The following is a 25,003-nucleotide window of genomic DNA, read 5'->3' as shown; positions in this document are numbered from 1 at the left end:
GGGAGAACGCCATGACCTATGGGAAGATTCGGCTCGAGGCCGCCGACGGCGTGGCTGTCATCACCCTGGCCGATCCCGCCACCCTCAACGCCGCCGGCTTGGACATGGCCCGCGAGCTGGCCCATGCCCTCTGCGCGATCGCGGCCGGCGAGGTCGAGGCGCGCGCCGTGATCCTAACCGGCGAAGGCCGAGGCTTTTGTTCCGGCGCCAATCTGGCAGGCGGACCAGCCGGTCGCGAGATGGACACCGACGACAAGCCCGACGTGGGCGCGGCCCTGGAAAGCACCTACAACCCGCTGATCGACCTGCTGCGCGACTTCCCGGCGCCGATCGTCACGGCGGTCAACGGGGCGGCCGCCGGTATCGGCTGCTCGCTCGCCCTGCTGGGCGACATCGTCGTGGCGGCCGAAAGCGCTTATTTCCTGCAAGCCTTCCGCCGTATCGGCCTCGTGCCCGACGGCGGCTCGACCTATCTGCTGCCGCGCCTGGTCGGCAAGGCCAGGGCCATGGAGATGATGCTGCTGGGCGACAAGGTTTCAGCCCCCACGGCGCTGTCCTGGGGCCTGATCAATCGCTGCGTGCCCGACGCCGAACTGATGACGACCGCCTCGGCCATCGCCCGCGACCTGGCCGACGGCCCCGCCGCCCTCTCGATCATCCGCAAGCTGGTCTGGGACAGCCTCGACGCCGACTGGGGAACCCAGCTTCAGGCCGAGCGCCAGGGCCAGAAGGCCGCGGGCAAGACCGACGACTTCATCGAGGGCGTCAGCGCCTTCCTGCAGAAGCGCCCGGCCGCTTTCAGAGGACGTTGATGACCGGGGACATGCCCTTGCGGCGTGTCCCCCAACGGCTGACGCGACGCTTGATCTTGGGGACACGCCGCAAGGACGTGTCCCCGGCTTTAGGCCTTCGCCCCGTAAATCACCCTGGCCCGATCCTCGAAGCAGCTGATCAGCTTGGCCGCCGCCTTGTCGATGTTCGCGGCCAGCATGGCGTCGAGGACCCTGGACTTGAAGGCGAAGTCGATGACGAACTCCACGGTCGTTCCGGTCTCGTGCGGCAGGAATCGCCACTGGTTCGACAGACGCTTGAACGGGCCGTACAGCAGGCTGACGTCCACGGAAAGAGCGGCCGCGTCGCGCCGGACCCGGGTGGCGAACTTCTCGCGCAGGAACGAAAATCCGACCTGGGCCTCGGCGTCCACGGTCGAGACCTGGGCGTCGGCGCGGCCGTTCCAGGTGCGCATGGCCGTGATCCACGGCACGAACTGCGGATAGGCCTCCACATCCCCGACCAGCGCGAAGAGCTGTTCGGGCGCATAGGGCAACACCCGGGTAACGACGTGACGATGCAAGCGCCTAGCCCGCTTTCGCGTCCAGCGCCCGGCGCGCGGCCTGCAGCTTGGCGAAGTCCTCGCCGGCGTGATGCGACGAGCGCGTCAGGGGGCTGGCCGAGACCATCAGGAACCCCTTGGCCCGGGCGATGGCTTCATAGGCCTTGAACTCGTCCGGGGTCACGAAGCGGTCGATGGCGGCGTGCTTGCGCGTGGGCTGCAGGTACTGGCCGATGGTGATGAAGTCGACGCCCGCCGAGCGCATGTCGTCCATCACCTGCATGACCTCCTCCTTGGTCTCGCCCAGGCCGACCATCAGGCCCGACTTGGTGAACTGGGAGGGATCACGTTCCTTGACCCGCTCCAGCAGGCGCAGCGAGTGATAATAGCGGGCGCCGGGGCGGATCTTCAGATAGAGCCGCGGCACGGTCTCGAGATTATGGTTGAAGACGTCCGGACGGGCGTCGATGACCACGTTCTCGGCCCGGTCCTTGCGCAAAAAGTCCGGGGTCAGGATCTCGATGGTCGTGCCCGGCGCGGCGGCGCGGATGGCCAGCACCACCTCGGCGAAATGGCGCGCCCCCCCGTCGATCAGGTCGTCGCGGTCGACCGAGGTGATGACCACGTGCTTGAGGCCCATCTTGGCCACGGCCTCGGCAACCCGGCGCGGCTCGTCGGGATCCAGTTGGGTCGGAAGCCCCGTGGCGACGTTGCAGAAGGCGCAGGCCCGGGTGCAGATCTCGCCCATGATCATCATGGTGGCGTGCTTCTGGCTCCAGCACTCGCCGATGTTCGGGCAGGCCGCTTCCTCGCAGACCGTGGTCAGCTTGTGGTCGCGAACAATGCCGCGGGTCTCGTTGTAGCCAGGAGACCCGGGGGCGCGGACGCGCAGCCACTCGGGCTTGCGCAGGACCGGCGTGTCGGGGCGGTTCTGCTTTTCGGGGTGGCGGACGGCGCGATCTTCGGGAGCGCGGGCGTTCAGCGTGTCGATCAGGGTGACCATGACGGCCTAGATCGGCCTTCTTGGCCTCCGGATCAAGCTTGCGTTCTTGCATGTGACGCAAAGGCGCGAAATGAGTGCGCGGAATGCGTCGTCGCCTCCCCGTTTTCGTCTTGGCCTTGTTGCTGGCCCTGCCGCTCGCCGCCTGCGACGACGAGGACGTCCGCGCGCCCTTCGCCGACAGCCGCACGCCCCCTTCCCTCGATATCCGCTTCCAGCCGCCAGGCGGCTGGGCCTGGGGCTATGTGAAGGTCGGCGACGACCTGGTGCAGCGCTACGGCGTCTCCGCCCCCCATGGCGCGCCGAGAGGGCAGATCCTGATCCTGCCGGGCTATGGCGAGTCGGCCGAGGCGTGGTTCGAAACGGCCCGCAACCTCAACGACCTAGATTACGTCGTCTGGATCCTGGAGCGCCAGGGCCAGGGCGGGTCCGAGCGGGCCACGCCGTGGCGCGACCTCGGCCACGCCGCCAGCTTCGCGCCGGACGTCACGGCGACCCGGGCGATGGTCAAGGCGGTGATCCGCCCCAATGGCCAGGATCCCTTCGTGGTGCTGGGGGCCGGCGACGGCGGTCTGGTCGCCCTGCGGGCGCTGGAGGAAGGGCTGCGAGCGGACGCCGCGATCCTCTCCTCGCCCAATTTCGACCTCGCCGACCCGCCGCGGTCCAAGGGCGAGCTGATCAGCCTGGCGCGCTGGGCCAGGGGCCTGAAGCTGGGGTTCCTGCGCTATCCGGGCCAGGCCGGCTGGAAGCGCGAGGGCCCCGACGGCGTCGCCGCCAAGCTGACCCACGATCAGGCGCGGGGCGCCGTGCAGCAGGCCTGGCGGCTGGCCAATCCCGACTTGCGGATGGGCGCGCCGAGCCTGGCCTGGTACGCGGCCTTCTACGACGCGGTGGAGGCGACGACCCGAGACCTGAAGCGCGTGGACATCCCCGTTGTGATGCTGGACGCCGGCCAGGACGTCAAAGCCCTGCCCCAGCCCCAGCGCGCAGTCTGCGCCGCCCTGCCCCGCTGCGCCGAAACCCGGTACGCCGCCGCCCGCCACGCCCTGCACCTGGAGACGGATTCGGTGCGGGCTTCCTGGCTGAAGGCGGTCGATGACGCCCTGCGGACCGCCCCCGCCTCTCCGGCCGCCGCCCCTTGAACGACAGGGGGTCGAGCGCATTTTAGAAGGACCGGTGCGCTTCCGCGCGCGTAACGGGTGTTTGCAAAGCGACACGCCATCGCTAGGGTCCCGCTTCAATCAGACGAGGGCGCGAGATCGCGCTTCCGGGAGGTTTCGCCGGCATGCCGGTAGTTTTCAACGCGCAGGACGGCCAAAAGGCCCTCTTCGACGCCCTGCTCGACGCCCGTGACAAGTACGGCGCCAAGAAGCTGATCCTGGAAGACCAGGACCGCAACCCGCTCACCTACACCGACCTTGTGCGCGCCAGCTTCGCGCTGGGCCGCAAGATCGCGGCCATGACCCAGCCGGGCGAACATGTCGGCATCCTGCTGCCGTCCGGTTCGGGCGCGGTGGTGACCTTCTTCGCCCTGCACGCCTTCGGCCGCGTGCCGACCATGCTCAACTTCACCGCCGGCCTGCGCAACCTGCGCGCCGCCTGCGAGCTGGCCGGGGTCAAGCGCGTGCTGACCGCCCACAAGTTCATCGAACTGGGCAAGCTGCACGACATCGTCGATGCCCTCGAGGCCAAGGCGACGATCACCTATCTTGAGGACGTGCGCGGCACGATCGGCATCGGCGACAAGCTGTTCGCGGCCGTGGCCGGCGCCTTCCCGCGTCGGCTCCGCGCCCATGCCAAGCCTTCGGACCCCGGCGTGGTGCTGTTCACGTCGGGCAGTTTCGGCGCGCCGCGCGGCGTGGTGCTGAGCCAGGCCAACCTCGTCTCCAACGCGATGCAGATCGCGGCCTTCATCGACCTGGATCCCGCCTGGGTGTTCTTCAACCCGCTGCCGGTGTTCCACTGCTTCGGCCTGACCGGCGGGGTGATCCTGCCGATGCTGACGGGCATGAAGGCGTTCCAATACCCCTCGCCGCTGCACACCAAGCAAATCCCGGCGCTGCTGAAGGCCACCGGCGCCTCGGTGCTGCTGGCCACCGACACCTTCGTCAACCAGTACGCCCGCGCCTCCGACAGCGACGAGCTTTCCGGCCTGAAGTTCATCGTCTGCGGCGCCGAAAAGGTGCGGGAAGAGACCCACAACCTGATCGCCGAGCGGTTCGGGAACGTGCCGGTGCTGGAAGGTTACGGCGCGACCGAGGCCTCGCCGGTGATCGCGGTCAACAAGCCCGACGACAATCGCCGCGGCACGGTGGGCGGCCTGCTGCCGGGCCAGGAATGGAAGATCGAGCCGGTCGAAGGCATTCCCGAGGGCGGCCGCCTGCTAGTGCGCGGCCCCAACATCATGTCGGGCTATCTGCGCGAGGACGGCGGGGTCGACGCCCCCGAGGGCGGCTGGCACGACACCGGCGACGTGGTCACGATCACCGACGACCTGTGGATCACCATCAAGGGGCGGGTGAAGCGCTTCGCCAAGATCGGCGGCGAGATGGTCTCCCTGACCGCCGCCGAGGACCTGGCCAGCGCCGTGTGGCCCGATGGCCGCCACGCGGTGATCTCGATGCCCGACAAGAAGAAGGGCGAGAAGCTGGTCCTGGTCACCGATTGCCAGAACGCCGCCGTCACCTCGCTGGTGGCCCACGCCCAGAGCATCGGCGCGCCGGAGCTGGCGGTGCCGCGCAAGATCCTCAAGGTCATGCAGGTTCCGGTGTTGGGCAGCGGCAAGACCGACTATGTCGCCATCCAGCGGATGGCCGACCAGGACGCCAGGGCCGCGTGATCGACAACACCTGAGGGAAGGCCGACATGGAACGACTGAACGTCTGGGCGCCGCGCGTCCTGAGCCTGCTGCGGATCATCGCCGCCCTGCTTTTCATGGAGCACGGCCTGATGAAGGTGTTCCACTTCCCCGCCGCCCAGCCGGGCGTGCCGGACCCGCTGCCGACGATCCTGGTGGCGGCCGCCTGGCTGGAGATGGTCGGCGGGGCGCTGCTGGTGCTGGGCCTGTTCACCCGGCCCGTGGCCTTCCTCCTGTCGGGCCAGATGGCCGTGGCCTATTTCCTCGCCCACTTCCCCAAGGGCTTCTGGCCGGCGCTGAACGGCGGCGAGGCGGCGATCCTGTTCTGCTTCGTGTTCCTCTATCTGGTCTTCGCCGGACCGGGCGAATGGAGCCTGGACGCCCAGGTGCGCAAGCGGCCGTAGGGCCTCACGGCTCAATAGGAAAGGGCGGCGCTCGATCGAGCGCCGCCCTTTCGGTGACCGGTCGGGGGACAGGCGCGTGCGCCTGTCCCCGGTTGTCATCCTAGATGTGCAGCACCCGGCCGTAAGCGTCGAGCGCGGCTTCGTGCATGGCTTCCGACATGGTCGGGTGGGCGTAGACGATGCCGTGCAGGTCTTCCTCGGTGGCTTCCAGGGTGATGGCCGTGACGAAGCCCTGGATCATCTCGGTGACTTCGTGGCCGATCATGTGAGCGCCGATCAGGGCGCCGGTCTTGCCGTCAAACACCGTCTTGACGAAGCCTTCGATCTCGCCGGCCGCCACGGCCTTGCCGTTGACGCGGAACGGGAAGCGGCCGGCCTTGACGTCGACGCCGGCGGCCTTGGCCGCGGCCTCGGTCATGCCGACCGAGGCGACCTGCGGGTTGGCGTAGGTGCAGCCCGGGATCGGCGAGTTGACGTGAGGGGTCTTGAAGCCGGCGATGTGCTCGGCCGCGTGGATGCCCTCGTGGCTGGCCTTGTGGGCCAGCCAGGGTGGACCGGCGGCGTCGCCGATCGCGTAGAGGCCGGGGACGTTGGTCTCGCCGTGCTTGCCGGTGACGACATGGCCGCGGTCCATGTTCAGGCCGATGGCGTCCAGGCCCTCGGTGTTCGGGGCGATGCCGACCGCGACGATGCACTTCTCGGCGGTCAGGGTCTCGGCCTTGCCGCCGACCTCGACGGCCACCGAGACGCCGTCCTTGGTCTTCTCGACCTTGGTCACCTTGGCGCCGATGCGGAAGGTGATGCCGCGCTTCTCGAACGCCTTCTGGGCGGCCTTGGATACCTCGGCGTCCTCGACCGGCATGATGCGGTCGACGGCCTCGACCACGGTCACCTCCGCGCCCAGGGCGCGGTAGAAGCTGGCGAACTCGATGCCGATGGCGCCCGAGCCGATGACGACCAGCGACTTGGGCATGGCCTTGGGGGCCAGGGCGTCGCGATAGGTCCAGATCTTGTCGCCGTCCGAGACCGCGCCGATGGCCGGGATGTCGCGGGCCCGGGCGCCGCTGGCCAGGATGACGTTCTTGGCCTGGATCGTGCGGCTGCCGCCCGCCTTAAGGGCCACGACCACCTTCGGCGACGGGCTGCCCTTCTCGAGCTTGGCCTCGCCTTCGACAACCTCGATCTTGTGCTTCTTCATCAGGAAGGCGATGCCCGAGGACATCTGCTTGGCCACGCCGCGCGAGCGCTCGATGATCTTGCCGAAGTCGAACGAAGCCTTCTCGACCGACAGGCCGTAGCCCGATAGGTGCGACAGCTGCTCGTAGATCTCGCCGGACTTCAGCAGCGCCTTGGTCGGGATGCAGCCCCAGTTCAGGCAGATGCCGCCGAGGTTCTCGCGCTCGATGATCGCCGTCTTCAGGCCCAGCTGGCTGGCGCGGATCGCGGCCACATAACCGCCGGGGCCGGCCCCGATGACGACGACGTCGAATTCCGTGGACATGTCTTTCGTATCCTAGCTTTTGACGCCGTCCGGGGGGAGCCGTGCGGCGTCGGTCGATCGGCCCCTCGGGGCCGGTCCAGGAGAGCGTTACAGCAGCGCCTCGATGGCCTGCTTCAGGTCTTCAGGCTTGGTGGTGGGAGCAAAGCGTTCGACGACCTCGCCATCGCGGCCGACCAGGAACTTGGTGAAGTTCCACTTGATGGCCTCGGTGCCCAGCAGGCCCTTCTGCTCGTGCTTGAGATAGGCGTAGAGCGGATGGGCCGACGGGCCGTTGACGTCGATCTTGGCCAGGACCGGGAAGGTCACGTCGTAGGTCAGCGAACAGAAGTTCGCGATCTCCTCGGCGTTCCCGGGCTCCTGGGCCCCGAACTGGTTGCAGGGGAAGGCCAGGACGGTGAAGCCCCTGTCCTTGTACTCGCGGTACAGCGCCTCCAGCCCCTCGTACTGCGGGGTGAAGCCGCATTTGCTGGCCGTGTTGACGATCAGCAGCACCTGGCCGCGATAGTCGGCCAGGCTCGCGTCCTGGCCGTCCAGCGTCTTGGCGGAATAGTCGTAGACGGACATTCCTGCCCCTCCCCAGCCCGAGTTAGACGATCAGGGTCAGCGGCTCTTCGATCAGCGGCTTGAAGGCGGCCAGGAACTTGGCCCCGATCGCGCCGTCGACCACGCGGTGGTCGCAGGTCAGGGTGACGGTCATCACCGTGGCCACGGCCAGCTGGCCGTCCTTGACCACCGGGCGCTGCTCGCCGGCCCCGACGCTCATGATCGCGCCCTGCGGCTCGTTGATGATCGAGGCGAAGGCCTTGATGCCGAACATGCCCAGGTTGGAGACCGAGAAGGTTCCCCCCTGGAATTCCTCGGGCTTGAGCTTCTTGGACTTGGCGCGGGCCGCCAGGTCCTTCACCTCGGCCGAGATCTGGGCCAGGCCCTTGGTCTCGGCGGCGCGGACGATCGGGGTGATCAGGCCGCCGTCGATGGCCACGGCGACGGCGATGTCGGCGTGCTTGTGCAGGGCGATGCCCTCGGGCGTGTAGGAGGCGTTGGCCTCCGGCACGCGCTTCAGGGCCACGGCCACGGCCTTGATGATGATGTCGTTGACCGACACCTTCACGCCCTGGCCTTCCAGCAGATGGTTGATCTTGGCGCGCGCGGCCAGCAGGGCGTCGATCTCCAGATCGATCGTCAGCGGGAAGTGCGGCACGTCGCGGAAGCTGTCCGTCAGGCGGCGCGCGATGGTCTTGCGCATGCCGTCCAGCGGGACCAGGTCGTAGGAGCCGGCCGGGATGCCCATCTGCTCCAGCGACAGCACCTTGCGCGGCTCGGCGGCGGCGACGGCCTGAGCCGGGGCGCCAGCAGCGGGCGCGGCCTTGGCGGCGGGCGCGCCGCCCTTCTGGGCGGCTTCGACATCGGCCTTGACGACGCGGCCGTGCGGGCCGGTGCCGGCGATCGACTTCAGGTCCAGGTTCGCGGCCGAGGCCAGGCGGCGGGCCAGCGGCGAGGCGAACACGCGATCGCCCGTCGGAACGGCGGCCGGAGCGGCGGTTTCGCCGGCGGCTTGGGCAGGCGCGGCCGAAGCCGGAGCGGCTTTCGGCGCTTCAGTGGCGGGCGCGGGCTTGGCGGGCGGCGGAGCGGGGCTTTCGCCCTCGCCGGCCAGCTTGGCGATCGGGGCGTTGACCTTGACGTTCTCGGTCCCGGCCTCGACCAGGATGGCCTCGACCACGCCCTCGTCGACGGCTTCGACTTCCATCGTCGCCTTGTCGGTCTCGATCTCGGCGATCACGTCGCCGGCCTTGACGGTGTCGCCGACCTTGACGTGCCACTTGGCGAGGGTTCCCTCCTCCATGGTGGGCGACAGGGCGGGCATCAGGATGTCGATCGACATTGAGCTTCTTCCTCAAGCGTTCGGGACGGCTTCGACCAGAACGGTCGGCGTCCATTTGGCCTTGCGACGGGCAAGGCGTTGTTCGTCCGTTTCGTCGTGATAGTCCAGCCGTTCGGGCTCGCGATCGGCGAAACCCGGCAGGTCGGTCCCCACGACGTTGAGGGTGGCGTAGGCCTGGCCCTCGTCCTCGATCATCGCCGCCACGTAGACGGCGCATTCCCGGCAGATCAGGAAATCCACCGCCCGCCGCCCGAACCGGTAGCGCGTCAGCGATCCCGGGGCGGCGGTGATGTGCAGGCGGCTGCCCGGGTCGCTGGTGGTCCGCGATCCCTGGCGACGGCAGAAGGAGCACTGGCAGGCCCGCAAGGCCAGCTCGGCCACCGGCTTGCCGGGATCGAGCTGCACATGCACCGCGCCGCAGTGGCAGGAGCCGTTGAGGGTCTGGGTCATGCCGGCCTCCCTGCCCGTTCACACAGGCCAGTGCCTAGGTGAACGGGCCGGATGATCACCGGTAGCAGACCGTCTTGGCCGCCTTGACGATCTTGGGGACCGACGGCAGCGACAGGGCTTCCAGGTTCGCGGCGTAGGGCAGCGGCACGTCCTCCTGGTGCACCCGCAGCGGCGGGGCGTCCAGGTAGTCGAAGCCGAACTCGGTGATCCGGGCGACGATCTCGGCGCCGACGCCCATCGGGCCCCAGCCTTCCTCGACGGTCACCAGGCGGTTGGTCTTCTTGACGCTTTCCAGGATCGTGTCGTGGTCCAGCGGACGGATCGTGCGCAGGTCGATGACCTCGGCCGAAATGCCTTCCTTGGCCAGTTCCTCGGCCGCCTGCAGGGCGAAGCCGACCATGCGGCTGTAGGCCACCAGGGTGACGTCCGAGCCCTGGCGACGGACCTTGGCCTTGCCGATCGGCACGACCCAGTCCTCGACGTCCGGAATGTCGAACTCGTGGCCGTACATCATCTCGTGTTCGAGGAAGACGATCGGGTTCGGATCGCGGATGGCGGCCTTCATCAGGCCCTTGGCGTCGGCGGCGTCGTAGGGCGCGATGACCTTCAGGCCGGGGACGTTGCCGTACCAGGCCGCGTAGTCCTGGCTGTGCTGGGCGCCGACCCGCGAGGCCGCGCCGTTGGGGCCGCGGAACACGATCGACGACTTGATCTGGCCGCCCGACATGTACAGCGTCTTGGCGGCCGAGTTGATGATCTGGTCGATCGCCTGCATGGCGAAGTTCCAGGTCATGAACTCGACGATCGGCTTCAGGCCGGCCATGGCGGCGCCGACACCCAGACCGGCGAAGCCGTGCTCGGTGATCGGCGTGTCGATGACGCGCTTGTCGCCGAACTCCTGCAGCAGGTCGCGCGAGACCTTGTAGGCGCCCTGGTACTGGGCGACTTCCTCGCCCATCAGGAACACGCGGTCGTCGCGGCGCATCTCCTCGGCCATGGCGTCGCGCAGGGCGTCGCGGACCGTGATCTTCTTCAGCGGCGTGCCTTCCGGGATCTCCGAGTCGGCGAAGGTCGAGGCGGCCGACGGAACGCCGGCCGGGATCGGAGCCTTTTCAGGCTCGCCCGACCTGGCCTCGTCGGCGGCGGGCTTGGCCACTGGCGCGGGAACCGCGACGGCCGAGGCGGATTCGCCCTCGCCCTTCAGCTTGGCGATCAGGGTATTGACCTTCACGTTCTCGGACCCGGCGGGCACGACGATACTTTCGATCACGCCTTCGTCGACGGCTTCGACTTCCATCGTCGCCTTGTCGGTCTCGATCTCGGCGATCACGTCGCCGGCCTTGACGGTGTCGCCTTCCTTGACCAGCCACTTGGCCAGGGTCCCCTCTTCCATCGTCGGGGACAGGGCGGGCATCAGGATGTCCGTCACTGGGCGGCCTCCAGGTATACGTCGGTGTACAGTTCGGAAGGATCGGGCTCGGGGCTGGTGCGGGCGAACTCGGCCGCCTCGGCGACGATGCGCTTCACTTCGCCGTCGACGACCTTCAGGTCGTCCTCGGTGACGCCGGCCTTGGCCAGGCGCTCCTTCAGGTGGTCGATCGGGTCGCGGGTCTGCTTGACGTTGTCGACCTCGTCCTTGGTCCGGTACTTGGCCGGGTCGGACATCGAGTGGCCGCGATAGCGATAGGTCTTCATCTCGAGGATGAACGGGCCCTGGCCGCTGCGGGCGTGCTCGGCGGCGCGGGCGCCGGCCTCGGCCACGGCGATCACGTCCATGCCGTCGACTTCCTCGCCCGGGATCCGGAACGAAGTGCCGCGCTTGTGGAAGGCGGTCTCCGACGCCGAACGCTCGACGCTGGTGCCCATGGCGTACTGGTTGTTCTCGATCACGTACACGACCGGCAGCTTCCACAGCTGGGCCATGTTGAAGCTCTCGTAGACCTGGCCCTGGTTGGCCGCCCCGTCGCCGAAATAGGCGAAGGCGACATTGCCGTTGCCGCGATAGTGGTTGTTCAGCGCCAGGCCGGTGCCGAGCGAGACCTGGGCGCCGACGATGCCGTGGCCGCCGTAGAAGCCGGTCTCGACATCGAACATGTGCATCGAACCGCCCTTGCCACGCGACGACCCGCCCGCGCGGCCGGTCAGCTCAGCCATGACTTCGTTGGGATCCATGCCGGCGGCCAGCATGTGGCCGTGGTCGCGGTAGCCGGTGATGATCTGGTCGCCCTTGACCTTGATCGACTGCATGCCGACCGCGATGGCTTCCTGACCGATGTACAGATGGCAGAAGCCGCCGATCAGGCCCATGCCGTACAGTTGGCCGGCCCGCTCTTCGAAGCGGCGGATCAACAGCATGTCCTGGTAGAATTTCAGAAGCTCGTCCTTGCCGACGAAGGCGTTGACACCGGTGGCGTCAGCCTTCCCCGCGGGGGCTTCACCCTTGCGCGTACGCGCCATTCAACTCTCCCTGGCCAATCTTCATCGCGGCCTACTCCTGGACGCCCACCGGCCGAATGAACCTTCGGTTCCGCGTAGATGGGGGCCCTTTGTCAAACCCGAAACGGGCCAGGCTCGCCTGATCCGTCGGCAGAGCCGAGGGCCCGTTCTCCGACCAAACGCTCAGCGCGGGGTGCGGATCACGTAGTCTCTCGGATCGGCGTATCCCAGGAGCGAACGCGCGCGTTCTTCCAGGAGGTCCGCCGACAAACTGCCGCTGCGTAATAGACGAGCACGGGCCTCCAGGTCCATCCTTTCGGCGCGGATCTTCTTCAACTCCAGCGTCTTGGCGGCGAGATCTGCGTTGCGCTGCGACGTCGACAACAGCCCGCGCTCGCCCGTCAGGGCGTGAAACACGAAGTAGGTGATCAGCAGAAGGAGCGCCGCGGTCGGCAGGAAGGGTTGCAGTCGGGCGAACATCAGCGATTCCCAGGAGGGGAAGTTTACCCTGCCCGATCATGCTTAACGCCTTACTAAACGGGGGGTTCTGCAGGGTGGGGACAAGAGCTTGAAAGCAGTTCCCTAACGCTTTCATTTGAGATGGTTTCAAAGGCATCTAGATACCGCGTCGCAGCATCTGAACGGTCGTTTGGCGGCGATTTCTGCGGCGGCGCGATGCAGAGCCAAATTGGCTTTTAGAAAAATTGTGGGCGAACCGCGGCGCCTGGCGCCTGCGGATTAAGCGATCCGCGATGAAAGCCCTCCGAATCGCCGAACGCGACATGCACACGGAGCTTTGAAAAGCGGCTATCGACGTTGTAGGTTAGCGGTAACAAGAAATTGGGGGGATTATATGTTTGGACGTCGCGCTCTTTTCCTGTCTCTCGCCGCCGCCGCGGTGACGCCTTCTCTGGCGTACGGCGGCGCGCCGCGACCGCTGCGCCAACGCTCAATCGCCGGTGACGGTCCGGGGCCGAGCATCATCAAGGGCCAACCGCCCAAGATGGACTTCGGAGACGGGCTGCAAGTGCCGCTCGACAAGGACGCCTTCGTCACGCTGTGGGAAGATTCCGGCCGCTGGATAACCTTCGGGCTCGGACTTGGCCGCGCGGAAAGCGACTCCAACGCCAAGGCCGACAAGGCCGCCAGCCTGACCATGCAGATCATGCTGCTGACCCTGGCCTATGCCCCCGAGCGTCTGGAGCGTGTGGACGGCGGCGGCTGGCGGCCCCGCAGCGGCAAGCTCCGCGACCTGGTGATGGGCGACGTCCCCCTGCCCGGCCGGCCCGTCCGGCCCGCGGGCGGCGCCTATATGGACGACAGGCTGTTTGCCGGTCGCCGCACCGGCTCTCCCGACGACGTCGCCTCCGACGTCCAGACCTATCAACGCTTTGTCGCCGCCTCGGCCTATGTCGTCAAGAAGGCCGACCTGTCGCTGGCCGAAGTGCGCACCCTGGGACGGGTGGCGGAGGAAGGGTCCCCCACGATCGCGCAATAGCGCGGCAAGACCGGCGCGCCATGTCTCGCCGTCGTGCCCGGCGGCGAGACATGGCGCCGAAGAATCGCCTAGAGCAAGCCGCGCGATATAGGAATCGGGCGGCTTGCTCTAGATTTCTGTTTTCGCATCGCTTTTGCGGAAAACCGGCGTCCACTTTTCCGCGCGATGCTCTAGCGGCCCTTGAGCACCGCGCGACCGGCATAGACGGCTTGGTCGTCGAGGGCTTCCTCGATGCGCAGCAGCTGGTTGTACTTGGCCAGCCGGTCCGAGCGGGCCAGCGAGCCGGTCTTGATCTGACCGCAGTTCAGGGCGACGGCCAGGTCGGCGATCGTGCTGTCCTCGGTCTCGCCCGAACGGTGGCTCATGACGCTGGTATAGGCGTTGCGGTGGGCCAGATCGACGGCGTCGATGGTCTCCGACAGGGTGCCGATCTGGTTGACCTTGATAAGGATCGAGTTGGCCAGGCCCTTGTCCAGACCGATCTGCAGGCGCTTGGGATTGGTGACGAACAGGTCGTCGCCGACCAGCTGGACCTTCTTGCCCAGGGTGTCGGTCAGCAGCTTCCAGCCCTCGAAGTCGTCTTCCGACATGCCGTCCTCGATCGACAGGATCGGGAACTTGCCGGCCAGGTTGGCCAGGTAGTCGACCATCTGGGCCGGATCCAGGCTCTTGCCCTCGCCTTCCAGCTGGTACTTGCCGTTCTTGAAGAACTCGGTGGCGGCGACGTCCAGGCCCAGGACGAAGTCCTCGCCCGACTTGTAGCCGGCCGCCTCGCCCGCCTTGACGATGAAGGCCAGCGCGTCCTCGGCCGAACCGAGGTTCGGGGCGAAGCCGCCCTCGTCGCCGACATTGGTGTTGTGGCCGGCGTCCTTCAGGGCCTTCTTCAGGCCGTGGAAGATCTCCGCGCCCATCCGCAGGGCCTCGGCGAAGGTCGGCGCGCCGGTCGGCAGGATCATGAATTCCTGGATGTCGATCGGGTTGTCGGCGTGGGCCCCGCCGTTGATGATGTTCATCATCGGCACGGGCAGGACGCGGGCCGAGACGCCGCCGACATATTTGTAGAGCGGCAGGCCGGCCGACTCGGCGGCGGCCTTGGCCGTGGCCAGGGAGACGCCGAGGATGGCGTTGGCGCCCAGGCGGCTCTTGTTGGGCGTGCCGTCCAGCTCGATCATCAGGTTGTCGATGCGGCGCTGGTCTTCGGCGTCGACGCCCGACAGCGCGTCGAACAGCTCGCCGTTGACGGCCTCCACCGCCGCCTTGACGCCCTTGCCGCCGTAGCGCGACTTGTCGCCGTCGCGCTTCTCGACCGCTTCGTGCGCGCCGGTCGAGGCGCCCGACGGCACGGCGGCGCGACCAAAGGCGCCGTCTTCCAGGACGACGTCGACCTCGACCGTCGGATTGCCGCGGCTGTCGAGGATTTCGCGGGCGATGATGTCGACGATCTCGGTCATGGGAGCTCCCTTTCAAAAGGCGCTTCCCCTTAGCGGCGCGGGCCGCGGACCGCAACCGGCGCTGGCCGGATCGTCGGAACGGGCGTTCGTGGCTCCCCCTGCGTCAGGCCTGCAGGATCGGCGGCGTCCAGCCCTTGCCCAGGCGGAACTTCACCCGGTCCGAACCGAAGTCCAGCTCGACCCGGGCGAACATCTTGAGCACGTCCACGCCCAGCAGCACGGCGGGCCGGCCGTTGAGGTTCCAGATATCGAAGATGTGCAGGTCGGCCAGCACCAGCGGCAGGTTGGTCATCCGCAGGGCGCCCAGTTCGATCGAGCGGACGATGCGCAGCTCGCCCACCGTCGCCTCGCCCGCCACGCCGATCAGCCGGACGGCCATGGCCGGTTCGGGCTTGCGGCGCACCCGCAGCTTGATCGCCTGGGCCAGGGCCATGTTGCCCATGCTGGCGCCGGAGCCGGAATCGATGAAGGCCACGCAGCGCACGCCGCTGACCCGGGCGTTGGCGACCGCCAGCCGGCCGAAACGGGCGTCGGCGAGGACCGAGACCTCGCGAACGCCGGGATAGGCGGCCGACAACGGGCTGCTGCGACGGACCTCCAGCCGCTTGCGGCGGAAATCCATGATGACGTTGCGATTGTCCAGCATGTCGACGCCCAGCAGGCCGTCCACGCCCAGCCGCTCGGGCGTGAGCACCGGGAGCTCGGCGTCCTTCATCCGCGAGTCGCCCGCCACCATCAGCGGCACCTTGGCCGTCGGGGTCAGGGCCGAACCTCCGACCCCGTGCAGCATCACGTCGGGCCCGCGCTCCAGACCCAGGCGCTCGGCCAGGGTCGTCGACAGGGCGCTGCGGTCCGCGCCGGTGTCGATCACGAAGTTGAAGGGCCCTTGCGCGTTGATGAAGACCTCGACCGTCATCCGGTCGATCGCGTCCAGCGCCGTGTCGAGGAAGACCGCCGGCGGCTCGGCCTGGGGCGGAACGAGGCTCGAAGGCGTAGCCGGCGCCTGAGGCGAGGCCTGTCCCGGCGAAGGCGCGGGCGTCGCGGATCGAGCCCAGGCCTGTTCGGCCATCAGCGACAATCCCAGTCCCGCCGTTAGATCCCGGCGTGTGAGCATGGGCAAATCTCCCTGCCGCCAGGATAACATGGTTTTTCGACCAGACCGTCGAATTCCATGCCGCTGGGCGCGAGGAGGACGTTTCGTCGCGGGGTGAAACAGCGAAAAGGCGGCGGTCCGGAGACCGCCGCCTTTCAGGCTTCGTCTTGTCGCTCCCCGGTGCGGAGCGGACCGAAGGACTAGTCTTCCTTCGGCGTCAGGATCTGCTTGCCGTTGTACAGGCCGGTCTTCAGATCGACGTGGTGCGGACGGCGCAGTTCGCCCGAGTCCTTGTCCTCGACGAAGGAGTTGGCGCCCAGGGCGTGGTGCGACCGGCGCATGTTCCGGCGAGAAGGCGAAGTTTTTCTTTTGGGAACGGCCATCGAAGTGACTCTGCTCGCTGAGCTTGAAAATTAGAGACGGCGACTCGGGAAAGACCCAGGCCGCCGTGTGAGGGCGCGCTTATGCCTCAGACCGACTGGAACTTCAAGCGCCAACGCCAAAGGCTGCTCACAAAAGCGCTAACTACCAGATTTGCGAGTGGAACGGCTGTTGCGGCAAACCATAGCCAGAACCCCAAACCACGACCGCAAACATATCCGCTTGTGCCAGCATCGTCCCAGATGGACCCAGGCACCAGACCCGAACATCCTAATGCGAATGCCGTCAGCGGAAGCCAGGTGATGCTTCTGAAACCGCCCAAAAGGTTTATCGCCCAACCGACCAACGCGAGATTGGCAAACCACCCGAAGTGGCCCGCCAACACGCCCATATATCCAAACCCGACGATAATCTCGTTTTCCCACCAGCTTGCCTTACCTGTGGAAAGGCAAACCTTCATGGCGGGAAAATAAAGCGCGGCTATCCATAGGCCAATGGCGATGGACGGCGGTACAAAGCGACCCAACGTCCTGCCGTATTTCACTAGACGAGCCGCCCCTGCTCTTTCGCCGCGGCGATGAAGCTGGCGAACAGGGGGTGCGGGGCGAACGGACGGCTCTTCAGCTCGGGGTGATATTGCACCCCGATGAACCACGGATGGTCATCGCGCTCGACGATCTCGGGCAGCACGCCGTTGGGCGAGCGGCCGGTCAGCTTCAGGCCGGCGTCCTCCATCAGGTGGGCGTAGCCGATATTGACCTCGTAGCGGTGGCGGTGGCGCTCGCTGATGTCGGTGGTTCCGTAGATCTGGGCGACCTTCGAACCCGCCGTCAGGACGGCGTCGTAAGCCCCCAGGCGCATGGTGCCGCCCAGGTCGTCGCCCGAGCGGCGCTGGACGGTCTCGTTGCCCTTGATCCACTCGGTCATGATGCCGACCACGGGACGCTCGGTGGGCCCGAACTCGCTGGACGAGGCGTCCTTGACGCCGGCCACGTTGCGCAGCGTCTCGATCACCGCCATCTGCATGCCGAAGCAGATGCCGAAGTACGGCACCTTGCGTTCGCGGGCGAACTGGGCGGCGCGGATCTTGCCTTCCGCCCCCCGCTCGCCGAAGCCGCCGGGCACCATGATGGCGTGGGCGTTCTCCAGACGCGCCGCCGCGGCGCCGGGATCGCCCTCGAAGGTCTCGCTCTCCACCCAGTCCAGGTTGACCTTGACCTTGTTGGCCAGACCGCCGTGGTGCAGGGCCTCGATCAGCGACTTGTAGGCGTCCTTCAGGACCGTGTACTTGCCGACCACGGCGATGGTCACCTCGCCGTCGGGATGGTTGACGGTCTGGTCGATCGCCTCCCAGCGCGACAGGTCCGGCTTGGGCGCGTCACTCATGCCGAACACGTCCAGCACCTCGGCGTCCAGGCCTTCCTTGTGGTAGTCGATCGGCACCGCGTAGATCGACGATGAGTCCATCGCCTGGATCACCGCGCTGGGCCGCACGTTGCAGAACTGGGCGATCTTGCGCTTTTCCTCGACCGGGATGTCCTGCTCGCAGCGGCACAGCAGGATGTCGGGCTGGATGCCGATCGAGCGCAGTTCCTTGACCGAGTGCTGGGTCGGCTTGGTCTTCATCTCGCCGGCCGTCTTGATGAACGGCAGCAGGGTCAGGTGCACGTAGCAGCTCTGGCCGCGCGGCAGGTCCTGGCGCAGCTGGCGGATGGCCTCGAAGAACGGCAGGCCCTCGATGTCGCCCACCGTGCCGCCGATCTCGACCAGCACGAAGTCGACGGCCTTCTCGCCCGTTTCGTCCATGGCCGGCGACAGGACGAAGTCCTTGATCTCGTTGGTGACGTGCGGAATCACCTGGACCGTCGCGCCCAGGTAGTCGCCACGGCGCTCCTTCTCGATGATCGTCTTGTAGATCTGGCCGGTGGTGATGTTGTCGGCCTTGGTGGCCGACACGCCGGTGAAGCGCTCGTAGTGACCAAGATCCAGGTCGGTCTCGGCCCCGTCGTCGGTGACGAAGACCTCGCCGTGCTGATACGGGGACATCGTGCCCGGATCGACGTTGAGATAGGGGTCGAGCTTACGAAGGCGAACCTTGTAGCCGCGAGCCTGCAGGAGCGCTCCGAGCGCCGCGGAGGCGAGGCCTTTTCCCAAGGAGGAAACCACGCCGCCGGTGATGAAGATGTACCGGGTCATGGGCGATCAGATTAGGCGTGATTCGACCTCGCCGGGGAAAAGACCGGCGTTCATCAACAGTAAAATCTCGCCGGCCCTTATTGGGCCGGCTGTTGCTCGGCCGGAGCCGGGGCGTTGATCACCGGGACCGGCGCGGCGGCGGGCGCCTTCGCCTCGGCCTTGGCCGGCGGCTTGGCGGTCGAGGCGGCCGGCCTGGGCGCCGAGACGGTCGGGGTCGGGGCGCTGATGGTCGGGGTCGGGGCCTCGATCGCGGCCGGGGCGGCGGTCGACGGCGCGGTGGTCGCCGGGGCCGAGGTGGTCGGGGCCGGCGCGGTCGGACCGGCCGGCAGCGGCGCGGCGTTCAGGGTCTTGCTGTCCAGGCCGTCCAGCTTCAGGCGATCGACGACCGAGTTGCTGGCGCCCATGCGGCCAGTCAGGATGGTCAGGGCCAGGCTGATGACCAGGAAGATCGAGAACAGGATCCAGGTGGTGCGGGTCAAAAGGTCGCCGGCGCCGCGGGCGGTCATGAAACCGCCGCCGCCGCCGCCCATGCCCAAGGCGCCGCCCTCGGAACGCTGCATCAGCACGATGGCGATCAGCGCGATGCAAACGATGATGTTGATGGTCAGCAGGACGCCGATGAGCATGTCGAAATCGATCTCGAGCCAGGCGACGGACGCTTCCGCCGCGAAAAACGAAGCGGCCCCTCTATCACTTGCGACGAGCCCGCGCCATAGCTGGGGATGAACCGGCCGCACTCAAGCCCGTCCCGTCGTCCACATCGGATCCATCCTCGCGCATGATCCTCGAGACCGAACGCCTCAGCCTCGCCCCCATGACCGTCGAGGATGCTCCCCTCCTCTACCCGTTCCTCAGCGATCCGGAGGTGATGGCGCACTGGGATCGCGACCCCATCGAGGATCCCGACGAGGTCGAGGCCACGGTCGCCGCCCAGGTGGCCGAGATGGAGGAGCGCCGGGCGCTGTACTGGGCGATCCGCCATGTCGAGACGGGCCGTTTCCTGGGCTATTGCGAGCTGGTCGACCTGGACTGGCGCCATCACCGCGGCGAGCTGGGCTTCATCATCGCCCGCGACGGCTGGGGCCAGGGCTACGCCACCGAGGCCGCCGCCGCCCTGCTGGCCCACTGCGCCTCCTCCCTGGGCCTCAAGCGGATGATCGCCCGCACCCATGTGGGCGACTCCCGGGCCGAGAAGGTGCTGCAGAAGCTGGGCTTCGAGCAGGAAGGCTACCTGAAGGGCCATGTCGACCGCGACGGCGAGCGTCGCGACTGCCGGCTTTACGGGTTGTTGTTCTAGGCTCCTGGCGGCGATCACTTGCCCCCTACGGACCGCTTCGCGGTCAGGTGGGGGCAAGTGTTAGCGTCCTCACGCGATCTCTCGCTGAGCGTATGGAAAGGGTCGCGGAGCGCCGGACATCGTCCGGAGTTCTTTTGATAAATACCGTTTCGACGAAGCCCGATCGCTCCGCGCGCTCGTTTTCCGCCAGCGTCCGGTGGGCAGCGCTGTTAACGCTTAGCCGGACCCGGTCTCGATCCCTTTCGGGAGAAACCAGACGCCGGGGGCGCGGGCCTATGGGCAAATCACGCGCTTTGTCCCCGTTCGACGCCGACGGCGGGCGGGTCCTGCAACGCCAGGCTCCCCGGACACGCTGGAGTAACCCCCTCCAGCCCAGTCCCGCTCGATCGCCCCCCGCCGCCGCATCGGTCGCTGGCCATGCGCCCTTTCCCTGCGACGAGGTGAGACCAGGATAAGGGTGGTTCGGAAGGGTGAGGATCGATTGGGATCGAGAAAGTTCAGAGCGTTGAAATCGCTGGGGTTTGTCGCCGATAGCCCGAGCATAACCTTCAACGTCCACTCATCCCGACGAAGGTCGGGACCCAAGCAGCCCGTCCGGACAGGGCGCGGCGGAACGGGACGTCCGCGATCGGTTGGCCGACTCGGCTTGGGTCCCGGCCTTCGCCGGGATGAGCGGATTTGGGGAGAAGGTTGAATACGCAAAAGCAGACGCCGGGGACGCGCACTCACGCGGGGCGCCCTGCAAACCGACCGACTCCCTGCCGTGAGCGCATGTCCCCAGCGGCCCCGCCCCTAAGCCGCCGCGATGATCGCCAGGAAGTCCGCCGCCTTCAGCGAGGCGCCGCCGACCAGGGCGCCGCCGACCTCGGGGGTGGACAGGATCTGGCGGGCGTTGTCGGGCTTCACCGAGCCGCCATAGAGAATCGGCACGCCGGCCCCGTGGTCGCCGAACCGCTCGACCAGCACCGCCCGCAACGCGCGGTGGACGTGCTCGATGTCGGCCGGGGTCGGGGTCCGGCCCGTGCCGATCGCCCAGACCGGCTCGTAGGCCACCGCGAAGGCCTGTCCCGCCAGCGAGGCGGGCAGCGAGCCGCGGGCCATGCCGGTGACCACCGCCTCGGCCTGGCCGGCGTCGCGCTGGTCGCAGGTCTCGCCGAAACAGACGATCGGCTCCAGGCCGGCGGCCAGGGCGGCCTCGACCTTGGCCGCGACCAGGGCGTCGCTTTCCTGGTAGGCGGCGCGACGCTCGGAATGGCCCAGAATCACCAGCCGGGCGCCGGCGTCGGCCAGCATGGCGGCCGAAATGTCGCCGGTGTGGGGCCCCGCTTCGGCGGGATGACAATCCTGCCCCCCGACGATCACCGCCTCGCCGGCCATGGCCTGGGTCATCCGGTGCAGCAAGGTCGCGGCCGGGCAGATCGCGACCCGGGCGGCGGGCGGCTTGGCGGCGACCGCCGCGGCGACCGCGCGGGCCTCGTCGAGCGAGGCCTCCAGGCCGAACATCTTCCAGTTTCCGGCGATCAGCGGCCGGGGCGTGGTCAGCGAAAGGGTCATGCGCCCGGTTTGGGGCCCCTGGCGGGGCGGAAGTCAAGGCCGCTTGCGCCGTGCCGCCGCTTGCCCCGCGCCCCGGGGCTCTACTATACCCGCAACTCGCGTCCGTTCCGTCGCCCTGCGTGGAATCCGCGCGATTTTCGAGGAAGGTTTCTCCCAGTCATGCTCGCCGGCTTCCGCTCCTTCGCCAAATCGCCGTTCGCGGTGGTCCTGTTTGGTCTGCTCATCGTCAGCTTCGCGGTGTTCGGCATCAGCGACGTGTTCCGCCATCCCCCCGGCAAGTGGGTAATCGCGGCCGGCTCGCGGAACATGTCGCCGGAGGACTTCAAGGCGCACTTCGAGGCCTTCCGCAAGCAGCAGCAGGCCCAGGGCCAGACCGTCACCCCCGACGTCGCGGTGGAACAGGGCGTCGACCGCAAGATGCTGACCCAGCTGGCGCTGCAGGAATCCCTGGCCGAGCTGGTCCGCAAGATGGGCGTGCGCCCGTCCGACAAGCTGGTGGGCGACACCCTGCGCGAGCAGATGGCCAGCCTGCCCCCGGGCCAGCGTCCGTTCGACCCGATCACCGGCAAGTTCGACAGCGCGCTGTACCAGCGCCTGCTGGCCCAGAACGACCTGACCCCGGCCCGCTACGAGGCCTCGCTGCGCGACGACATCGCCCAGACCCACCTGTTCAGCGCCGTGGCCTCCAGCCTGCGCGCCCCGCGCATCTATTCGGCCCTGCAGGCCGCCTACGGTCTGGAAGGCCGCGACCTGGCCGCCTTCGCGATCAATCCCGCGACGGTCGAGAAGCCGGCCGCCCCGACCGACGCCCAGCTCCAGGCCTTCATGAAGGAGCACGCCGCCCAGCTGACCCGTCCGGAGACCCGGGTGCTGTCGGTGGCCCGCTTCAGCGCCAAGGCCCTGGAGAACTCGGTGACCGTGCCCGAGGCCGACATCGTCAAGACCTACAACTTCCGCAAGGACACCCTGGGCACGGCCGAGACCCGCTCGTTCGTCCAGATCGTGGCCCCCGACGCCAAGGCCGCCGCGGTGATCGCCCAGCGCCTGGCCAAGGGCGACCAGCCGGCCATCGTCGCCAGCGCCTACGGCAAGCAGCCGGTGATGATCGACTCCAAGCCCAAGTCCGCCCTGCCCGACCGCAAGGTGGCCGACGCGGTGTTCGCCCTGGCCGCCGGCCAGGTCAGCGGTCCGATCAACGGCGACCTGGGCGTCTCGGTGGTCAAGCTGACCAAGATCAGCCCGGCGACCACGCCCAGCCTGGAATCCCAGCGTCCGGCCATCGAAGCCGAGCTGAAGGCCCAGGCCGCCCAGGCCAAGGCCTATGAGCAGACCCAGACCTATCAGGACGCCCACGACGGCGGCGCCAACCTGATCGACGCGGCGACCAAGGCCGGCGCCTTCGTGATGACCACCGCGCCGATCGCCGCCAACGGCGCCGACCAGACCGGCCAGCCCGCCGCCGGCCTGACCCCGGACGCCCTGAAGACCGCCTTCGAGCTGCCCTCGGGCGGCGAGAGCGAGCTGATCGAGGCCGGCAAGGGCGAATATTTCGCCGTCCGCGTCGAGAAGGTCATCCCCTCGGCCATGCCGCCCCTGGCCGAGATCCGCGCGCCCCTGGCCCAGCAATGGCAGCTGGATCAGCTGCTGCAGCGCATGAAGGCCAAGGCCGACGAGTTGGTCGCCCGGGTCAAGAAGGGCGAGTCGCTGGAGGCCGTGGCCGCCTCGGCCCAGACCCAGGTGCAGCGCGTGCCCAACATCACCCGCCAGAACGCCCGCCAGTTCCAGGGCCTGGGCCGCGACCTGCTGATGGGCGCCTTCGGGGCCAAGCCGGGGGTGGCGTTCGTCAGCCGCGGTCCGCAGGGCGGCTACCTGGTCGCCCTGGTGGAGAAGATCCATCCCGGTTCGCCCGAGCAGATGGCCCAGATCACCGAGGTCGCCCGCCCGCAGACCTCGCAGGGCCTGCTGCGCGACGTCGGCATGGCCGCCCAGGACGCCGCCAAGACCCAGCTCAAGACCAAGGTCAACCTGACCCTGGCCCGCCAGGCGATCGGCGTCGACACCAGCGCCCTCCCCGCCGAGGACGGCAAGGCGCCGGCGAAGAAGGACAAGGCTCCCAAGGGTCTGGCTCAATGAGCCTGGAGCCCAGCTTCGACGCCTTCGCCGCCGTCTACGAGTCCGGCCGCCCGCAGGTGGTCTGGACCCGGCTGATCGACGACCTGGAGACCCCGGTCTCGGCCTATCTGAAGATCGGCCACGGCCGCCCCTACGCCTTCCTGTTCGAGAGCGTCGAGGGCGGCGCCTGGCGCGGGCGCTATTCGATCGTGGCCATGAAGCCGGACCTCGTCTGGCGCTGCCGCGGCGACCAGGCCGAGATCGCCCAGGGCGACGACATCGCCGCCGGCCGCTTCACGCCCCAGGCGGGCGGCGCGCTGGACAGCCTGCGCGACCTGATCGCCCAGTCGCGGATCGAGCTGCCGGCCGGCCTGCCGCCGCCGTCGGCCGGCGTGTTCGGGGCCCTGGGCTACGACATGGTCCGCCTGGCCGAGCGCCTGCCGGACGTCAACCAGGACACGCTGGGCCTGCCCGACGGAATCATGACCCGGCCGTCGATCGTGGCGGTGTTCGACGCCATCGCCCAGGAGATCATCCTGGTCACCACCGCCCGGCCCCAGGCCGGGGTGTCGGCCGCCGAGGCCTACGCCGCCGCGCGCGGGCGGATCGAAAGCGTGATGGCCGACCTGCGCGGTCCCTTGACCCACCCGGCCCCGCGCCAGAGCCACGGCCAGGCCGAGTTCACCACCCCGGTCAGCCGCGAGGACTATGCGGTCGTGGTCGAGAAGGCCAAGGAGTACATCCGGGCCGGCGACATCTTCCAGGTGGTGCCCAGCCACCGGTTCCGCGCGCCCTTCCCGCTGGAGCCGTTCGCCCTCTACCGCTCGCTGCGGCGGACCAATCCGTCGCCGTTCCTGTATTTCCTGGACCTGGACGGCTTCAACCTGGTCGGCTCCAGCCCCGAGATCCTGGTGCGGCTGCGCGACGGCAAGATCACCATCCGGCCGATCGCCGGCACCCGGCCGCGCGGCGCCACGCCCGAGCAGGACCTGGCGCTGGAGAAGGAACTGCTGGCCGATCCCAAGGAGCGGTCCGAGCACCTGATGCTGCTGGACCTGGGCCGCAACGACGTGGGCCGCGTGGCCATGCTCAAGCACGCCGGAAGCAACGACCCGGCGGCCAAGGGCAAACGCGCCAATGTCCGCGTGACCGACAGCTTCAAGATCGAGCGCTACAGCCACGTGATGCACATCGTCTCCAACGTCGAGGGCGATGCGCCCGAGGGCGTGGATCCGGTCGACGTGCTGATGGCCGCCCTGCCCGCCGGCACGCTGTCGGGCGCGCCCAAGGTGCGGGCCATGGAGATCATCGACGAGCTGGAGGTCGAGAAGCGCGGCATCGGCTACGCCGGGGCGGTGGGCTATATCGGCGCCGACGGCTCGGTCGACACCTGCATCGTGCTGCGCACGGCCCTGGTCAAGGACGGCATGATGTACGTCCAGGCCGGCGGCGGCGTCGTGGCCGACAGCGACCCGGACGCCGAGTACGACGAGACCCTGCACAAGTCGCGGGCCCTGAAGCGCGCGGCCGAAGAGGCCTGGCGGTTCGCCTAGCCAGC

24 protein-coding genes are annotated in these 25,003 nt (G+C 68.1%); 8 read left to right on the top strand and 16 right to left on the bottom strand.

Annotation, left to right across the window (positions count from 1 at the left end; translation table 11 throughout):
* Window positions 1-11: 11 nt before the first annotated feature.
* Entirely contained in the window at window positions 12-812 is an 801-nt protein-coding gene (locus EV278_RS03375) for an enoyl-CoA hydratase/isomerase (protein WP_132086661.1), read from the top strand.
* Between the two features lie 89 nt (window positions 813-901).
* Here EV278_RS03375 and EV278_RS03370 read toward each other — a convergent pair whose 3' ends face one another.
* Both EV278_RS03370 and lipA read right to left on the bottom strand, forming a co-directional pair.
* The gene (locus EV278_RS03370; RefSeq protein WP_132086659.1) at window positions 902-1,354 is read right to left on the bottom strand and encodes a type II toxin-antitoxin system RatA family toxin; all 453 of its coding nucleotides are present in this window, start codon (window positions 1,352-1,354) and stop codon (window positions 902-904) included.
* A 4-nt stretch (window positions 1,355-1,358) separates the two neighbouring features.
* The gene (lipA, locus tag EV278_RS03365) at window positions 1,359-2,336 is read right to left on the bottom strand and encodes a lipoyl synthase (RefSeq protein ID WP_132086657.1); all 978 of its coding nucleotides are present in this window, start codon (window positions 2,334-2,336) and stop codon (window positions 1,359-1,361) included.
* An 83-nt stretch (window positions 2,337-2,419) separates the two neighbouring features.
* Here lipA and EV278_RS03360 point away from each other — a divergent pair, with 83 nt between their 5' ends.
* From EV278_RS03360 to EV278_RS03350, 3 genes are all read left to right on the top strand, one after another.
* Window positions 2,420-3,475 carry an alpha/beta hydrolase gene (locus tag EV278_RS03360; RefSeq protein ID WP_132086655.1) on the top strand — a complete coding sequence of 352 codons (1,056 nt, stop codon included), beginning with the start codon at window positions 2,420-2,422 and terminating at the stop codon, window positions 3,473-3,475.
* A 143-nt stretch (window positions 3,476-3,618) separates the two neighbouring features.
* Window positions 3,619-5,172, top strand: a complete 1,554-nt coding sequence (locus EV278_RS03355) for an AMP-binding protein (RefSeq protein WP_132086653.1) — start codon at window positions 3,619-3,621, stop codon at window positions 5,170-5,172.
* A gap of 26 nt (window positions 5,173-5,198) precedes the next feature.
* A complete protein-coding gene (locus EV278_RS03350) occupies window positions 5,199-5,594 on the top strand; it encodes a DoxX family protein (RefSeq protein ID WP_132086651.1) in 396 nt (131 codons plus the stop codon).
* A 100-nt stretch (window positions 5,595-5,694) separates the two neighbouring features.
* On the opposite strand, the gene lpdA is transcribed toward EV278_RS03350, so the two are convergent.
* From lpdA to EV278_RS03315, 7 genes are all read right to left on the bottom strand, one after another.
* Window positions 5,695-7,095 carry a dihydrolipoyl dehydrogenase gene (lpdA, locus tag EV278_RS03345; protein ID WP_132086649.1) on the bottom strand — a complete coding sequence of 467 codons (1,401 nt, stop codon included), beginning with the start codon at window positions 7,093-7,095 and terminating at the stop codon, window positions 5,695-5,697.
* A gap of 87 nt (window positions 7,096-7,182) precedes the next feature.
* Window positions 7,183-7,659 carry a glutathione peroxidase gene (locus EV278_RS03340; RefSeq protein ID WP_132086647.1) on the bottom strand — a complete coding sequence of 159 codons (477 nt, stop codon included), beginning with the start codon at window positions 7,657-7,659 and terminating at the stop codon, window positions 7,183-7,185.
* Window positions 7,660-7,681: 22 nt separating this feature from the next.
* Window positions 7,682-8,977 carry a pyruvate dehydrogenase complex dihydrolipoamide acetyltransferase gene (locus EV278_RS03335; RefSeq protein ID WP_132086645.1) on the bottom strand — a complete coding sequence of 432 codons (1,296 nt, stop codon included), beginning with the start codon at window positions 8,975-8,977 and terminating at the stop codon, window positions 7,682-7,684.
* A gap of 12 nt (window positions 8,978-8,989) precedes the next feature.
* The gene (locus EV278_RS23900; RefSeq protein WP_162251612.1) at window positions 8,990-9,085 is read right to left on the bottom strand and encodes a hypothetical protein; all 96 of its coding nucleotides are present in this window, start codon (window positions 9,083-9,085) and stop codon (window positions 8,990-8,992) included.
* Window positions 9,086-9,482: 397 nt separating this feature from the next.
* Complete coding sequence (locus EV278_RS03325; RefSeq protein ID WP_132086641.1) at window positions 9,483-10,856, bottom strand: pyruvate dehydrogenase complex E1 component subunit beta; 1,374 nt, start codon at window positions 10,854-10,856, stop codon at window positions 9,483-9,485.
* Window positions 10,853-11,884 (bottom strand): pyruvate dehydrogenase (acetyl-transferring) E1 component subunit alpha, encoded by a 1,032-nt coding sequence (gene pdhA, locus EV278_RS03320; RefSeq protein ID WP_132086639.1) that lies wholly within the window; start codon window positions 11,882-11,884, stop codon window positions 10,853-10,855. Before pdhA ends, EV278_RS03325 begins: the two co-directional genes overlap by 4 nt.
* Before the next feature lie 162 nt (window positions 11,885-12,046).
* Window positions 12,047-12,343 carry a septum formation initiator family protein gene (locus tag EV278_RS03315; RefSeq protein WP_035074961.1) on the bottom strand — a complete coding sequence of 99 codons (297 nt, stop codon included), beginning with the start codon at window positions 12,341-12,343 and terminating at the stop codon, window positions 12,047-12,049.
* Window positions 12,344-12,866: 523 nt separating this feature from the next.
* Here EV278_RS03315 and EV278_RS03310 point away from each other — a divergent pair.
* Window positions 12,867-13,361, top strand: a complete 495-nt coding sequence (locus tag EV278_RS03310) for a hypothetical protein (protein WP_132086637.1) — start codon at window positions 12,867-12,869, stop codon at window positions 13,359-13,361.
* A gap of 170 nt (window positions 13,362-13,531) precedes the next feature.
* Here the strand turns inward: EV278_RS03310 and eno are convergent, their stop codons facing one another.
* The 6 genes from eno to secG form a co-directional block, all read right to left on the bottom strand.
* Entirely contained in the window at window positions 13,532-14,812 is a 1,281-nt protein-coding gene (gene eno, locus EV278_RS03305) for a phosphopyruvate hydratase (RefSeq protein ID WP_132086635.1), read from the bottom strand.
* A 103-nt stretch (window positions 14,813-14,915) separates the two neighbouring features.
* Window positions 14,916-15,926, bottom strand: a complete 1,011-nt coding sequence (locus EV278_RS03300; RefSeq protein ID WP_132086633.1) for a retroviral-like aspartic protease family protein — start codon at window positions 15,924-15,926, stop codon at window positions 14,916-14,918.
* Between the two features lie 179 nt (window positions 15,927-16,105).
* Window positions 16,106-16,288: a 50S ribosomal protein L32 gene (gene rpmF / locus EV278_RS03295; protein ID WP_007671126.1), complete on the bottom strand. Its 183-nt coding sequence runs from the start codon at window positions 16,286-16,288 to the stop codon at window positions 16,106-16,108.
* Window positions 16,289-16,374: 86 nt separating this feature from the next.
* Complete coding sequence (locus EV278_RS03290) at window positions 16,375-16,830, bottom strand: hypothetical protein (protein WP_132086631.1); 456 nt, start codon at window positions 16,828-16,830, stop codon at window positions 16,375-16,377.
* Window positions 16,830-18,482 (bottom strand): CTP synthase, encoded by a 1,653-nt coding sequence (locus EV278_RS03285; RefSeq protein WP_132086629.1) that lies wholly within the window; start codon window positions 18,480-18,482, stop codon window positions 16,830-16,832. Before EV278_RS03285 ends, EV278_RS03290 begins: the two co-directional genes overlap by 1 nt.
* Window positions 18,483-18,559: 77 nt before the next feature.
* The gene (gene secG, locus EV278_RS03280) at window positions 18,560-19,108 is read right to left on the bottom strand and encodes a preprotein translocase subunit SecG (protein WP_132086627.1); all 549 of its coding nucleotides are present in this window, start codon (window positions 19,106-19,108) and stop codon (window positions 18,560-18,562) included.
* A gap of 152 nt (window positions 19,109-19,260) precedes the next feature.
* On the opposite strand from secG, the gene EV278_RS03275 reads away from it, so the two are divergent.
* Window positions 19,261-19,779, top strand: a complete 519-nt coding sequence (locus EV278_RS03275; protein ID WP_132086625.1) for a GNAT family N-acetyltransferase — start codon at window positions 19,261-19,263, stop codon at window positions 19,777-19,779.
* Between the two features lie 792 nt (window positions 19,780-20,571).
* On the opposite strand, the gene tpiA is transcribed toward EV278_RS03275, so the two are convergent.
* On the bottom strand, window positions 20,572-21,333 hold the full coding sequence (gene tpiA / locus EV278_RS03270) for a triose-phosphate isomerase (protein ID WP_132086623.1): 762 nt from the start codon (window positions 21,331-21,333) through the stop codon (window positions 20,572-20,574).
* 159 nt (window positions 21,334-21,492) lie between these two features.
* Between tpiA and EV278_RS03265 the strand changes: the two genes are divergently transcribed.
* Both EV278_RS03265 and trpE read left to right on the top strand, forming a co-directional pair.
* Window positions 21,493-23,466 (top strand): peptidylprolyl isomerase, encoded by a 1,974-nt coding sequence (locus EV278_RS03265; RefSeq protein ID WP_132086621.1) that lies wholly within the window; start codon window positions 21,493-21,495, stop codon window positions 23,464-23,466.
* Complete coding sequence (trpE, locus tag EV278_RS03260; protein ID WP_132086619.1) at window positions 23,463-24,998, top strand: anthranilate synthase component I; 1,536 nt, start codon at window positions 23,463-23,465, stop codon at window positions 24,996-24,998. The genes EV278_RS03265 and trpE overlap by 4 nt, the downstream gene beginning before the upstream one ends.
* The last annotated feature ends 5 nt before the right edge of the window (window positions 24,999-25,003 follow it).

This window comes from Caulobacter sp. BK020, from assembly GCF_004342605.1.
In the GTDB taxonomy this organism is placed as follows: Bacteria; Pseudomonadota; Alphaproteobacteria; order Caulobacterales; family Caulobacteraceae; genus Caulobacter.
The sequence above is the reverse complement of the archived record's forward strand: the minus strand, read 5'-3'. Positions and strand labels throughout refer to the sequence as shown.